At 72.9% G+C, this 12,058-nt stretch carries 14 protein-coding genes; all 14 read right to left on the bottom strand.

The genetic code is table 11. The annotated features are described in order from the left end of the window. Nucleotides 1-85: 85 nt before the first annotated feature. The 14 genes from ACZ34W_RS36545 to ACZ34W_RS36480 all read right to left on the bottom strand — a co-directional run bounded on the left by ACZ34W_RS36545 (nucleotide 86) and on the right by ACZ34W_RS36480 (nucleotide 12,047). On the bottom strand, nucleotides 86-1,003 hold the full coding sequence (locus ACZ34W_RS36545; protein WP_465610503.1) for a DegT/DnrJ/EryC1/StrS family aminotransferase: 918 nt from the start codon (nucleotides 1,001-1,003) through the stop codon (nucleotides 86-88). Then, nucleotides 1,000-2,049, bottom strand: a complete 1,050-nt coding sequence (locus ACZ34W_RS36540) for a radical SAM protein (RefSeq protein WP_465610501.1) — start codon at nucleotides 2,047-2,049, stop codon at nucleotides 1,000-1,002. The genes ACZ34W_RS36545 and ACZ34W_RS36540 overlap by 4 nt, the downstream gene beginning before the upstream one ends. Before the next feature lie 79 nt (nucleotides 2,050-2,128). Continuing rightward, nucleotides 2,129-3,085 carry an aminoglycoside phosphotransferase family protein gene (locus ACZ34W_RS36535; protein WP_465610499.1) on the bottom strand — a complete coding sequence of 319 codons (957 nt, stop codon included), beginning with the start codon at nucleotides 3,083-3,085 and terminating at the stop codon, nucleotides 2,129-2,131. A gap of 58 nt (nucleotides 3,086-3,143) precedes the next feature. Next, a complete protein-coding gene (locus ACZ34W_RS36530) occupies nucleotides 3,144-3,821 on the bottom strand; it encodes a dTMP kinase (protein WP_465610497.1) in 678 nt (225 codons plus the stop codon). Further along, nucleotides 3,815-4,645, bottom strand: coding sequence for an inositol monophosphatase family protein (locus tag ACZ34W_RS36525; protein ID WP_465610495.1), 831 nt, complete (start codon nucleotides 4,643-4,645; stop codon nucleotides 3,815-3,817). The genes ACZ34W_RS36530 and ACZ34W_RS36525 overlap by 7 nt, the downstream gene beginning before the upstream one ends. Continuing rightward, nucleotides 4,642-5,211: a P-loop nucleotide/nucleoside kinase family protein gene (locus ACZ34W_RS36520; RefSeq protein WP_465610493.1), complete on the bottom strand. Its 570-nt coding sequence runs from the start codon at nucleotides 5,209-5,211 to the stop codon at nucleotides 4,642-4,644. Before ACZ34W_RS36520 ends, ACZ34W_RS36525 begins: the two co-directional genes overlap by 4 nt. Continuing rightward, nucleotides 5,208-5,963: a nucleotidyltransferase family protein gene (locus ACZ34W_RS36515; RefSeq protein ID WP_465610491.1), complete on the bottom strand. Its 756-nt coding sequence runs from the start codon at nucleotides 5,961-5,963 to the stop codon at nucleotides 5,208-5,210. The genes ACZ34W_RS36520 and ACZ34W_RS36515 overlap by 4 nt, the downstream gene beginning before the upstream one ends. Nucleotides 5,964-6,100: 137 nt before the next feature. Further along, nucleotides 6,101-7,240 (bottom strand): hypothetical protein, encoded by a 1,140-nt coding sequence (locus ACZ34W_RS36510; protein ID WP_465610489.1) that lies wholly within the window; start codon nucleotides 7,238-7,240, stop codon nucleotides 6,101-6,103. Then, on the bottom strand, nucleotides 7,237-8,070 hold the full coding sequence (locus ACZ34W_RS36505; RefSeq protein WP_465610487.1) for a hypothetical protein: 834 nt from the start codon (nucleotides 8,068-8,070) through the stop codon (nucleotides 7,237-7,239). Before ACZ34W_RS36505 ends, ACZ34W_RS36510 begins: the two co-directional genes overlap by 4 nt. Next, nucleotides 8,063-8,851 (bottom strand): HAD family hydrolase, encoded by a 789-nt coding sequence (locus ACZ34W_RS36500; protein WP_465610485.1) that lies wholly within the window; start codon nucleotides 8,849-8,851, stop codon nucleotides 8,063-8,065. The genes ACZ34W_RS36505 and ACZ34W_RS36500 overlap by 8 nt, the downstream gene beginning before the upstream one ends. Next, nucleotides 8,848-9,552, bottom strand: coding sequence for a ribulose-phosphate 3-epimerase (locus ACZ34W_RS36495; protein WP_465610483.1), 705 nt, complete (start codon nucleotides 9,550-9,552; stop codon nucleotides 8,848-8,850). Before ACZ34W_RS36495 ends, ACZ34W_RS36500 begins: the two co-directional genes overlap by 4 nt. Then, nucleotides 9,540-10,394: a nucleoside/nucleotide kinase family protein gene (locus ACZ34W_RS36490; RefSeq protein ID WP_465610481.1), complete on the bottom strand. Its 855-nt coding sequence runs from the start codon at nucleotides 10,392-10,394 to the stop codon at nucleotides 9,540-9,542. The genes ACZ34W_RS36495 and ACZ34W_RS36490 overlap by 13 nt, the downstream gene beginning before the upstream one ends. Before the next feature lie 43 nt (nucleotides 10,395-10,437). Next, the gene (locus ACZ34W_RS36485) at nucleotides 10,438-11,265 is read right to left on the bottom strand and encodes a hydroxypyruvate isomerase family protein (RefSeq protein WP_465610479.1); all 828 of its coding nucleotides are present in this window, start codon (nucleotides 11,263-11,265) and stop codon (nucleotides 10,438-10,440) included. 77 nt (nucleotides 11,266-11,342) lie between these two features. Further along, nucleotides 11,343-12,047 carry a 7-cyano-7-deazaguanine synthase gene (locus ACZ34W_RS36480; protein ID WP_465610477.1) on the bottom strand — a complete coding sequence of 235 codons (705 nt, stop codon included), beginning with the start codon at nucleotides 12,045-12,047 and terminating at the stop codon, nucleotides 11,343-11,345. Nucleotides 12,048-12,058 lie beyond the last annotated feature (11 nt).

The raw sequence follows: 12,058 nt of genomic DNA, 5'->3' as shown, positions 1-12,058 counted from the left end.
TACCGCCCCGATATCCTCGACGGCTTCCTCACCGGGGCCGGCCTCTCCCTCGACCTCCCACCGCCATCACCCTGAAGCGCCGAAGTCAGTAGGTACCGACGGAGTTGGCTATCCCGGCCTCGGCCAGGCGGGTGCTGAAGTCCCGGGGCCGGTCGAGATCGACGCGCCACAGGGCGCTGTAGCCGTTGGGGGCGTCGTCGGGAGCAGGGGCGTTCACGGTGAGCCCCGGGATGTCGCCGACGAGGTCGTAGAGCTGGTTGGCCTGTTCGCGGCGCCGGGCCACGGCCTGGTCCAGGGCCTTCAGGTTGTGCCGAGCGAGCGCGGCGAGGGGTTCGGCCAGGCGGTAGTTCATCCACCGCCGGCTGGCGGCCGCTGCTCCGGGTGCGGGGGTGAGCCAGTGCGTACGGTAAGCGGCGGCGCGGGCGGCGAGGGCGTCGTCGTCGGTGAGGAGGTAGCCCCCCTCCCCGCAGGAGATGATCTTGCCATCCTTGAGGGAGAAGCAGCCGATGCTGCCGACCGTGCCGGCCGCACGCCCCCGTGTGGTGCTGCCCTGCGCCTGGCAGGCGTCCTCCACGACGTGCAGGCCGGCCGACTGCGCGTACGCGACGAGGTCGATCAGGCCGTCGGTCCGTCCGGCGAGGTGGACGGGGACGATCGCGCGGGTGCGCTCGGTGCTCTTGGCGGCCACGTCGGCCAGGTCCATGCCACGGCCGTCCTCCGCGGCGTCGACGAAGACCGGACGGGCACCGGCGGCGGTCACGGCGGACACCGTCATGATCACGGTGGCGGCGGGGAGGAGGACCTCCTCGCCGGGGCCGACGCCGCAGGCGACCAGTGCGGTGTGCAGCGCCGCCGTGCCGGAGGAGACCGCGATGGCGTGCCGGACTCCGTGGACCGTGGCGAGTTCGGCTTCCAGGGCGGCGGCCTCGGCGCGGCCGGCCGGGTCCGGCATGCGGTCGATGGAGGCCTTCAGCGCGTCCAGGGCGTGGGAGGTCGTCGTCACGCGGGGCTCCCGGAGGTCGTGGTGCCCAGCACCCGGTCGAAGTCCATCAGGGGCCACATGTTCACGCAGTCGACGCTGAACAGGGCGCAGTTGCTCCCGCAGCCGGTGGGCTTGCCGAACAGTTCGGCCGCGTCGGCGCCCTTGATGGTGCGGTGGCGCTCGGTGGGCGTGGCGGCCATCTTCAGCGAGGACGGGCAGTCCCAGAGCGAGCCGTCGGGCTCGGCGAAGTACAGGGTGTCCCCGCCGAAGCAGCCCTCGACGGCTCCGGTGAGGTGGTGGATGGCCGAGGCGACCTGGCCGGGGTAGGTGCGGGGTGGGAGCTGGAGGGGGAGGTCGGCGGCGTAGAGCCGGTCAAACTGTTCCTCCAGGAGGGGGAGTTCGGCGTCGGTGAGGACCAGGGTGTCGTAGAGGCTGTGGCCCTGGGGCAGGGCGACGGGCTGGGGCACGGCGTAGTCGCAGCCGAGGTCGGCGGCCAGCTGCGGCACGCCGAGGACGTCCGGCAGGTTGAGCTTGGTGATGACGGTGTAGAGGCCGACGCGGGGCCGGGCCTGCGGGCCGCGGGCGGCCAGCAGGGCCTTGATGCCGCTGACGACGCCTTCCCAGCCGTCGCCGTCCTTGCGGGGCGGGCGCCAGGTGTCGTTGTAGTCGGGGTCGGTGGAGTCCAGGGAGACGGAGAAACCGTCCACGCCCAACTCCACCAGGCGGCGGGCCATGTCCGGCTGGTTGAGGGCCACGCCGCTGGTGCACACGATGACCTCGAGTCCTCCGCCCTTGAGGATCTCGATGAGGTCGAGGATGGGCCGCCACATGAGCGGCTCGCCGCCGGCGAGGAAGACCCGTCGTACGGCCGAGCCAGCCAGGGTGCGGGCGAAGGCCATCACCTGCTCGGTGGGCAGGTCGTGGGGCGAGAAGTGCGACAGCAGGCCGGGGGTCTTGTCGACGCGCTGCTCGTCGAGCCAGGTGAAGTAGCAGGGCTTGCACGTGTGCGAGCCGCAGTAGGAACGCAGCGCCCACAGCAGGCTGGCGGTCCTCGGTATCGCGGTCATGGTCTTCCCTCACGTAGTCGGAGCGCGGCGGCCGCGCGCGGGCGGCCGCCGCTGCTCGGTCGGCTGGTTCGACGGGTGTTCAGCCGTGCCAGGGGTTGTCGGGGCTCTGCAGGAGCCGTACGCGAGCGTGCTGGGTGGCGAACTCCTCAGCGCGGGTGTGCCGCTGCTTCCACAGCACGGCGAGCCAGCGCAGGGCGCAGGTGCGCTGGGCGGCGAGGAAGAGGCGGCGGTTGGCGGGGGTGACGCCGAGGTCGGGCAGGAGCGTGATCCAGGTGCTGTCGGGGATCTCGCGGGCGCTGATGTGTTCGATCAAGTCGGCGGCGTCGAAGTGGACGGTGCTGTGCCCGCTGTACTCGAAGTCGACGCAGGGGCTGGAGGCTCCGTCGCGCAGCCAGTTGTTGAGGTTGGAGTCGCCGCGGGAGAGCACGGCCGGGGCGGAGGTGTCATCGACGAGCTCGGCATCGCCGCTGGCGTGCCAGGCGGTAAGCAGGGCGCGCATGTCGGCGGTCAGCGGGTCGTCCTCGTGGCCGGCGAGGAGTTCGGGCCAGCTGCCGGTCAGGCGCAGCATGTAGTGGGAGCCGGAGTCGATGCGCTCCAGTTCGGCCATCAGCCCGGACAGGGGCACGGCGTGGAGGCGCTCGGTGGTGTGGGCCAGGCCCTTGAGGGCGGCTTCGCGGTCGGGGCTCTCCAGCAGCGGCGTGCCGTTCAACAGCGTCATGCCGATGGCGGGGACCTCGTCGTGCTGGTCGAGCCACAGCGGGCGGGGGACGTCGTCGGCCTGGTGCTCGGCGAGCAGGGTCAGGGCCGCCCACTCGCGGTCCACGCGCCGGCGGTGGTTGCCCTTGGCGTAGAGCTTGATGCAGATGGGCCCGGCCTCGGGGTCGTCCCAGGCGTAGACGTGGTTCTGGAAGCCGCCGGTGAGCGGGCGCAGCCCGTGGCCGGCGAGCACTTCCTTGAGGCGGGTCTCGCTGCCGGTGCGGGCGCCGCGCAGGTCGGTGAGGAGCTCGGCGGGCGGGGCGAGGCGCGTGGGGTGCATGCGGGGTACTCCGTGACGTCAGGTGGTCGGCGGTACGGGAAGAACGGGTCGGTTCGCTCTACTGCATGGAAGAACTGTGGTCGGCCGGAGCGGGTATCGGGACGCGTTCGGCGATCGCGTCGACAACGGCCTGGTGGACCTGTTCAGGGGTGAGTCCGAGGACGTCGACGGTGACCAGGCCGGGGTCGTCGGCGGCGAGGTGGCCGTAGGCGTCGTGGACGTGGCGCAGGAAGGCATGTTGCTCGGCGGTGTAGGGCTGGCCCTCGCGCTGGGCGGCACGGGCGATGGCCTCGTCGGCGGGCAGGCGCAGCCACACGGCCACGTCGGCCGGCGGCCCGGACATCGCGGAGACGGACCGCAGCCACCCGATGCCGTCCCCAGGCTGGCCGGGGTGTTTCTGCAGGAGGGTGGCGAGGCTGTACGACTGGATGGTGTGGATGCCGCGGTCCTCGATGACCGTCTGCCCGGCCGTGAGGGCGGGGGCGATGTGCGTGGCCACGGTGTTGGTGCGGATCGCGGTGGCGAGCATCGTGTCGGTGACGATGTTGCCGTGCCGGGAGAAAGGGTCCCCGCTGGCGAAGAGGTCCAGGAGCGTGCTGCCCAGGGTGTCCTCGGTGCGGGTCAGGTTGTCGGGCAGGTAGTTGACCGGCACCTGCTCGCGGGTGAGGTGGTCGGCGAGGAGCCGGGACTGCGTGGTCTTCCCGGCGCCGGGAAGTCCCTCGAACGCGATCAGCATGCCGGGCACCCCGCTGTGGCCGCCCACGGGGTGCCCGTGGTCGGGGCCGCGACGATGTCGAGAACGGCGTCGCGCAGGCCGGGCGCCGTCGCGATAGTGGTGAGCGAGTCGGGGGTGTGCGGGCTGCCGTCGGTGTCCATGACGACGGCGCCGGCCTCGCGGGCAAGGACGACGCCCGCGGCCATGTCCCAGTCGTGGTTGCCCAGGGTGATGGTGGCGTCGAGGGTGCCGTCGGCGACGAAGGCCAGATCCACGGCGGCGGACCCGAGCATGCGCACGCGCTGGGCCTTCTCGGCGAGGTGGGCCTGGATGGCGAGGGCGACGCGGTTGCGCTCGGGGCCGTCGGGGCCCGTTCCGTAGTCGCCGACGGCGATCATCGCCTCGGGCAGCGTGCTGGTGCTGGCGGCGCTGATGCGCTGGCCGTCGCGGAAGGCGCCCAGGCCCTGGGCGGCCCAGTAGCGGCGGCCGATCAGGGGCAGGTGGATGACGCCGAGGACGGGCACGCCATGGTGGACGAGGGCGAGGGAGATCCCGCACAGCGGCAGGCCGCGGATGAAGTTCGCGGTGCCGTCGACCGGGTCGATGATCCAGTGGGTGTCGGCGTCGGTGTCGCCGCCCTCCTCCTCGCCGACGAATCCGATGCCGGGCGCGCCGTCCTGGAGGGTCTTGCGGGCCTCACGTTCGATGGCGAGATCGACGTTGGTGACCATGTCGCGGTCGCCCTTGGCGGTGATCAGGTCCGGGGTGAGTTCGCGCAGCTGCTGCTCGGCCCGTTTGGTGACCGAGCGGGCGAGGTCGAGCAGCACCGGGAGTTCGGGGCTCATGAAGTGAGGGCTCCCTTCGGAGCGATTCGGGTGGGAGGGTGCTCAGCCATCAGATAGGCCAGGGCGGTGCGGGTGCAGTCCGGGACGGAGGCGCTGGTGTCCAGGCGCAGCGCGGGCACGGTGATCGGCTCCGCGGAGGCCTTGAGCCGTCGGTAGAGGTCGGGGTCGCGGTTGGCGGCCGGGTGGGTGCCCGCCTGCACGTCTCGGCTCAGGCGGGCGGCGGCGACGTCGTCGGGGCAGACGCATTCGACGATGCGCAGCGGCCGACCGGTCTCCTTGGCCAGCCGCTGCACGTCCTCGGCCTGGTAGCGGCGTGAGCAGGTGCGCCCGTCGAGGACCACGGCACCGTCCGGGTGTTCGCCGAGGTGCCGGGCGGCCGTCAAATGCATGATGTGGACGCAGAAGTCGTCCTGTTCCCGGGTGTATGCGACTAGGTGCGGGCCGAACAGCGCGTCGCGGATCCGGTCCTTGTCGAGCAGCAGGGTCTTCGGGCCGAGCGCGTGGGTCAGTTCCCGACCGAGGGTGGTCTTACCGGTGCCGGGCAGGCCGGCCAGTTGCACGATCACCGGGCGACCTCCCCTCGGCCCGGCCCGCCGCCGGCCACCGGCGGCGGGCCGGGAACCAGGTCGGGCAGGTGGCTGTGCAGCACCGCCCATCCTGCGCGGAGCGGCTCCGAAGCCGCCGCCACGGCTTCGCGGGAGGAGTCTGGGGCGGCCAGGGCGAGGCGGGCGGCGTCGGCCAGACCGGACCAGCGCGGGCGTGCGGCGAGACGGGCCACAGCGTGCGCCAGTGCGTCCGCCCGGGCGAGGACGGGCAATACCTCTCCGCCGTCGCCTTCGGCCTCGGTCCGGGTAAGAGCCGCCCGTACCTCCGCCGGGTCGACGGTGTGGCCAAGGCCGGTGGTGATGTCGATGCTCACGGTGGGCGTCAGCGCCTCTCCGGTGGTCCGCCGGCGCGTGTGCGCACCGCGGCCGGGCTGCGTGAAGCCGAGCTCGGCCAGCACGTCCAGGGCCGCGTCCCGGTCGGCGGCGTCGACTAGGAGGTCGATGTCGGTGAACTGCCGGAGCCCGCCGGGCCGGTACAGGGCGGTGTCGTACGCGAGTCCGTTCAGCACCGCGACGGGCACGCCCCCGCCGGTGAGCGCCCGTACGATCCGGACGGCTTCGCTGCGGTGGAGCCGGTTGTGCAGCGCATTGGCGCGCACGATCTGGCTGAGGACGGAGCGCATCGGACGCGACAGGTCCGCGTCCGCGGGGCCGCCCAGCAGGCGGTGGGCCAGGAGGCAGGCCAGCTTGGCGTCGATTGCCGCCTCCAACACCGCGCCGAGCGGAACGGAAGCCGGCGCGGACGGGCTGGTGTCCGGCCGGGGATCGCACAGCCACCGCAGGACCGCTGCGGCCGGCCCGTCTCCCGCGGGCAGCGGCGGCGTCACGGCGGTGGGCATGGCGGGGGCGTTCACCCGTGCACCTCCGCTCCCGCGCTGAGGAGGCGGCCGGCGGCGTCGGCGAGGGCGGCCGGGTCGGCACCGGCGTTGATCCGGTAGCAGGGCAGTTCGGCCAGGGCGTCGACCACGCGGCTCAGGTTGCCGTCGGTGATGGCCGGGTCGGGTGCGGGCCACAGCCAGTGGTTGATGTGGGAGCTGGGCCCGCGGCCGGGGTCGGTCATGAACAGGCGCGTGTGGAGCAGCTCGTCGCGGGCCTCGGCGCCCGAGACCGGCTCGACGCTCACCGTGGTCCGCTCGGGGTCGAGCTGGGGGAAGATCAGCATGGCCGGGCGGACCGAGCCGAGGACCTGGCCGTCGCCGGACAGCAGCCGGGCGAAGTCCCACGGCTCGATGGGCACCTTGGGCCGGCTCGACCACCGCTGATCGGCGGGCACCGTGCGCTGGGCCTCGGGGACGAGGCCGGCCAGGTGCGGCAGGGCGGCCAGTGTGCCGATGCCGGCCCGTAGCCGCGCGGGCCACACGTACCCGGCGAGCCCGCCCTCTTTCTCGGCGCGCAGCAGCAGCCGGTCGTTGGTGACGTAATCGGCGCCGAGGCGGTGCAGGCCGGCGAGCAGGGTGGTGGTCTTGCCGCGGCCGCGGTGTCCGGCGATGACGACGCCGCGCCCGCCCAGGGAGAAGGCCGCGGTGTGCGCGTAGACCGCGCCGTTCTCCAGGAGCTGGGCGGTGATGGCCTGCCGGGGCAGCCGCGCCGCCCAGTGCCGCGCCGCTTCCTCCTTCGCGCAGCGCACGGTGATCGTCGCCTGCTGGGTGTCGGTCACGATCAGGGTGTGCAGCGCCTCCACCCAGAACGCGCGGCCGCCGGGCCGCGCGAGGACGGCGGCCGTCAGTTGGGGCCCGATCTCGACCGTGGGTGCGTCGGTGAAGCCCTCGACCTCCTCGTGCACCGGGCCGCCGTCGACCAGGAGGTCGATCTGCCAGTGCGCGAAGGCCGGGCCGGTCTGCTCGTAGGCGTACAGGGTGCCCGTGGCGTGGGTGAAGGCGGCCTTCGAGTTGGTGCGCAGACAGACGCTGGCCTCGGCCTGAGTGAACGTGGTCTCCCAGAGACCGCCCGGCTGCCGGGCGGGGACCTGGTCGGTGGCGGGGACTGTCACGGGCGGTCTCCTTCCGGCCGGGGCTGCGCCTGGGGCAGGTGCGTGCGGGCCGCGTCCACCAGCCGCGACGTCCGGTCGGCGCAGGCGGAGGTGTGGAGGGCGACGAGGCCGTCGGGGCCGACCGCCTCGCGCAGCCACGCCGGCTCGACGGCCCGCGCACCGTGCCCCCAGTGGTCGCGGCCGCGCCGGGACCCGGTGAGGGTGAAGCCGGTCCCGGCCCGGATCGCGGTGATCTCTACTGGCGCGCTGGAGCGGTACTTGACCTCGGCGTGCTGGGCGGCGTGCCGGCTGGTGTGCTGCTGCTCGGTGCCAGGCAGGTCGGTGTAGATGTTGAACACGGTGGCGGGGCCGTCCAGGACCGAGGTCTGGTGCCAGGCCCCGAACGGCACGGCGACCAGGTCGCCAGGCCCGCACGCGTGCCAGTTCAGCACCGGGGTGCCGGACGGGTCGTGCCAGGCGGTGATCATCAGTACGCGCCCGGAGAGGACCTCGAACACCTCGAGCTGGGCCGGGGTGTTCCAGTGGCCGATCGAGCGGTTGAGTTCGCCGCCGGGCAGCTGGCCGGGCCGGTAGACGCAGAGGTCGGCGAACCACTCGGCGCCCAGGGCCTGGGTGGGCGGGAGGATGTCGCGGTGCGCGGTGTAGAGAACCGGGTCACTCCCTCCCTCGCAGGCGGCGCGGGCGGCGTCGGGGTCGGCCAGGTAGCAGGCCGGCGCCCCGTTCGCCGCGGTGGCGAGCAGGTCGGACAGGTGCCGGTCCACTCCGTCGCCCGCGGCGCTCAGGAGGTCCGTGCCCGCGGCGGGGCCGGGGCCGGTGGCCAGGTCAGTCATGGGAAGCACTCCGTGAGATCAGCTCCGCCAGGGCCGCGCGGCACGAGGAGACCAGCAGGTCCGGCAGCTCGACGAGGTCGGCGAAGTCGGGAACGTGAGGCCGGGAGGCCTCGCGGCGGGGGTTGTAGTGGATGGCCCGGCATCCGGCACCCAGGGCACCGTCCACATCGGTGAGCAGGTCGTCGCCGACGTGGACGACGCGGCAGGGCGGCCTGACGGCCCGCTCGGCGACGGTGGCGAACACCTCGGGTCGGGGCTTGGCCACTCCCAAGTCGCCGGAGAACAGCAGGTCGTCGAACCGGTCGAGCAGGCCGAGATCGGACAGCAGTAGCCGGTGGACGTCCGACGGCGTGGCCAGCGTGTTGGACGTCAGCACCAGGCGCGCGCCCGCGACCTTGATCGCGTCCAGGGCCTCGTGCGCCCCGGGGATCGGCTGCGGGCAGGCCCGCAGCACCGCGTGCGTGTGCACCGCGAGCAGCAGCTTCAGCAGATCGGGCTCGTCTTGGTCGATGCCGAGCTCGTCGAGCACTGCCCCGATCTGAGCCTCGACGCCGGGCTGCGCTCCGGCCGTCCGCTGCTGGTGCGCCGCCTCGGCACGGGTGCGGCCCACGATGTCGCTCAGCTGCTCCGGGGTCGGGTGGTGGCCGTAGGCGTGCAGGACGCGGTCGAACTCCGTGATCCGCCAGGCGTCCGCGGCCTTCCGGTCCCCGTGGGTGATGAGGGTGCCCCACAGGTCGAGGCTGACCGTCCACCCCGCCAGGGGCAGCACGGAGCCGGTCACCGGGCACCTTCGTGCGGGCGCGTGGAGGTGGGCTGGCTGCGGATCCATGCGGCGGTCGAGGCCGGGTCGTCGCTGCCGAAGAGCAGCGAGCCCGCCACGACGCCGGTGGCACCGGCGGCGACGAGGTCGGGCACCGTGTGCTCGCGGATCCCGCCGTCGGCCAGCAGGGGGATGTCCGCGCCGCGCCGGTCGAGGATCTGGCGGATGACCCTCATGCGGTCCAGGGCCTCGGGGACCATGCCGGTGCCCTTGGTACCCAGCGGGGTGCCCACCATGGTGACGGCGTCGACGGATTCGAGAAGGTCCTCGACGTGCTCGGGAGCCAGCTCCAGGGTGAGCGCGAGACCGGCCGTCTGGCCTCCGGCACGGATGCGGCCGATCGCCTCCAGCGCTCCGTCGGCTTCGGCGTGGACGGTGATCAGGTTCGCGCCGGCGTCAGCGAACGCCGCGGCCAGCTCGGCCGGACGGTGCGCCATCAGGTGGACGTGGAACGGAACCTCGGTGCGGGGGCGCAGGGTACGGACCAGGTCGGGGAAGAAGATCGCGTCGGGGGTGAAGGAGGTGTCGGAGGCGTCGATGTGGAAGGAGTCGGCGTACGGGCCGATCCGTTCGACCTCGGCGGTCAGCGCTCCCAGGTCGGCGGACCACAAGGAGGCGTCGATGATCGTCCGCTCGCGCGGGCGGTCGGTCAGGAAGGACACAGGGCACTCATCTCGTCGAGGTCGCGGGGACGGGGCGCGAGCAGCGGGGCGCAGAGCTGGCCGGTGATCGCGGCGGCCATCTCGGCGGCCACCTCCGGTGCTTCGCGCAGGTCCACCCGGATGGGCAGGACGCGGGCGTGGTGGGCGTCGAGCACCCGCCGGTAGGCCACCGCGTAGCGGGGGAGGAACAGCAGGCGCTCGATCGCGGCGGGGTTGCCGCCTCCCCGGCCGCGGGCGATCGCGCGTTCGCGGGCCAGCGGCCAGGGGGTGTTGAGGAAGACGGCCAGATCGGGGTGGAGGAACCAGGGCGCCACGATGTCGAGCAGACGCTGCAGGGTCTCGTCAGCGGGTGCGTCGGGCTGGGTCTCGGTCAGGACGGTCAGCGCCCAGGCGATCTTGGAGTAGACGCCATGGTCGATGATGACGACGTCGTGCTCGGCCAGGGCCGGCTCGTAGAACGTCTGGTGCTGGTGGGCTTCGCGGAACAGGCGCAGCAGCACGTCGACGGTGGCGTGGTGGGCGCGTGCGTAGCCGCCGGCGCCGGTGCGGGAGCGCAGGGGCTGGGCTTCGAGGACCTCGGAGAGCCGGCCGATCGTGCTGGGGCGGGGTCCGTAGTGGAGGACGGCCACCGTGAAGCCTGCGGCCCGCAGCTGTTCCCCGGCCAGTTCGGCGGTCGTGGTCTTGCCCGCTCCCCAGACTCCTTCGGTGCTGACCAGGAGCCCGCGCGGGCCGTCGAGCCGCCACACGGGGGCGCGGCCGGCGGACGGGCCGGGCGGGCCAGCCGGTGTGGGGGCGGCATGGTGCGGGGGGCCGACGGCGCTGCCTTGCGTGCCGGGGCGCATCGGGTCTCCTCTCCAGGTGGTTGATGGACGGGATGCGGTGGGGTCAGCTGCGGGCGGTCAGGGAAGGCAGCCAGTCGAAGTCGACGGCTGCATCGCGGGTCGGCTCGTACTCCAGGCCGATCCAGCCGTCGTAGCCGGAGGCGTCGATGCGCGAGAAGAAGTCCGGGTAGTCGAGGACCCCGGAGCCGGGGCGCCCGCGTCCGGGGGTGTCCGCGATCTGGAAGTGCACGATGCGCCCGTCGTGGCGCTTCAGCAGGTCGGGGATGTCCTCACCGTTGCGGCCGTGGTGGTACAGGTCGCACAGGAACCCGGTGTTCGACAGGCCCGAGGCGTCGTTCACGCGGTCGGCCATGGCGACCGTCGCGTCCGCGTTGCCGAGCGGGTAGTCGGGGGCCTCCTGGCGGCTGATGGTCTCCAGGACGACCGACGCCCCCACCTGGTGGGCGGCGCGGGCCGCCAGCACCAGGTTCTCCAGGGCGAGCTCGTCCTGGGCGCCGGGGTCGGTGTCCGGCTGCCGGTTGCCGTAGAGGGCGTTCAGGACGCGGCAGCCGGTCCGGTCGGCGAAGGCGACGGTGGTGTCGATGCTGTCGCGGAACTCGGCCGCGCGGCCGGGGACGGACAGCAGTCCGCGATCGCCGGCGCGCATGTCGCCCTCGATGAAGTTCATCGCGACCAGCTGCAGGCCGGCGTCGCTCAGGGCGCGGGCCAGGGCATCGACGTCGCGATCGGCCGGAACGGGGGAATCGAAGGGCCACCAGATCTCGGCGGCCGTGAATCCGGCGGCGGCCGCGGCGGCGGGTCGCTCCAGGAGCGGCAGGTGGCCGTAGAGCATGGACAGGTTCGCGGCGAAGTTCAGGGTGCCGGTGTTCATCGTGGTCGGTCTCCGTCCGGTGGTTGCACGGCGAGCCGCCGTGCGGGTCGGGGGGAAGGAATGGGCGAGCTGTGCGGTCAGGTAGGGGCGCCGACCGTCTTGAGGGCGGCGAAGAACTCCTCGGCCCGGTGCTCGGGGTAGGTGCCGTCGCGCATGGCCCGCAGGTAGTAGCTCTGCACGCGCTCCCACTCCCACGGGTTGGCAGCGAACTCGCCGGTGATCTGGTTGTTGGCCAGGGCGATCCAGCGGCGAAGGCAGCTGGAGCAGCGCCCGCAGTGGACGCGCCGCCCGCTCGGTTCGAAGCAGGACAGGGTGTCCAGCAGGTCCCGTACGGGCAGGCCGGCCTCGACGTACCAGCGCACGACGTCGGTCTTGGTCATGTCCCAGAACGGGCTGTCGACCTTGATCGGGCGGCCGGCGAACTCCGAGAGAACCTCGCTCATCCGCGCGAAGGCGTCTGGGCTCTTGTCGAGCGTGTGGTCACCCCTGACGCCAACGCACCAGATGGTGTCCGCCCCGTAGTTGGAGGCGAGCATCGCGAAGTAGATGTTGCGGAACGGGATGAGCGGGCGGGTGTCCCAGGCGGACAGGTCCAGCGCGGTGCTGACCGTGAGGTCGATGCCGCACCGCTCGGCGAGCTCGCGCACGCACTCCAGCTCGGCTTCGCGAAAGTGGTGGCGGATGTCGAAGTACACCGCAGGCGGTTTGCCCAGGTAGTGCCAGGCCGGGAAGGAGTCCAGGCCGGCGGAGTACAGAAGGATCGACTTGCCCTCGTCGCTCATCGGATCTTCCC

This window comes from Kitasatospora sp. NPDC022856 (genome assembly GCF_055561235.1).
The sequence above is the reverse complement of the archived record's forward strand: the minus strand, read 5'-3'. Positions and strand labels throughout refer to the sequence as shown.

Excerpts from the sequence above, each read along its gene's own strand:
- ACZ34W_RS36525 (WP_465610495.1), bottom strand. The coding sequence starts at position 4,645 with ATGAGCCCCGAACTCCCGGTGCTGCTCGACCTCGCCCGCTCGGTCACC.
- ACZ34W_RS36490 (WP_465610481.1), bottom strand. The coding sequence starts at position 10,394 with ATGCGCCCCGGCACGCAAGGCAGCGCCGTCGGCCCCCCGCACCATGCC.
- ACZ34W_RS36540 (WP_465610501.1), bottom strand. The coding sequence starts at position 2,049 with ATGACCGCGATACCGAGGACCGCCAGCCTGCTGTGGGCGCTGCGTTCC.
- ACZ34W_RS36485 (WP_465610479.1), bottom strand. The coding sequence starts at position 11,265 with ATGAACACCGGCACCCTGAACTTCGCCGCGAACCTGTCCATGCTCTAC.
- ACZ34W_RS36535 (WP_465610499.1), bottom strand. The coding sequence starts at position 3,085 with ATGCACCCCACGCGCCTCGCCCCGCCCGCCGAGCTCCTCACCGACCTG.
- ACZ34W_RS36505 (WP_465610487.1), bottom strand. The coding sequence starts at position 8,070 with ATGACTGACCTGGCCACCGGCCCCGGCCCCGCCGCGGGCACGGACCTC.
- ACZ34W_RS36480 (WP_465610477.1), bottom strand. The coding sequence starts at position 12,047 with ATGAGCGACGAGGGCAAGTCGATCCTTCTGTACTCCGCCGGCCTGGAC.
- ACZ34W_RS36530 (WP_465610497.1), bottom strand. The coding sequence starts at position 3,821 with ATGCTGATCGCGTTCGAGGGACTTCCCGGCGCCGGGAAGACCACGCAG.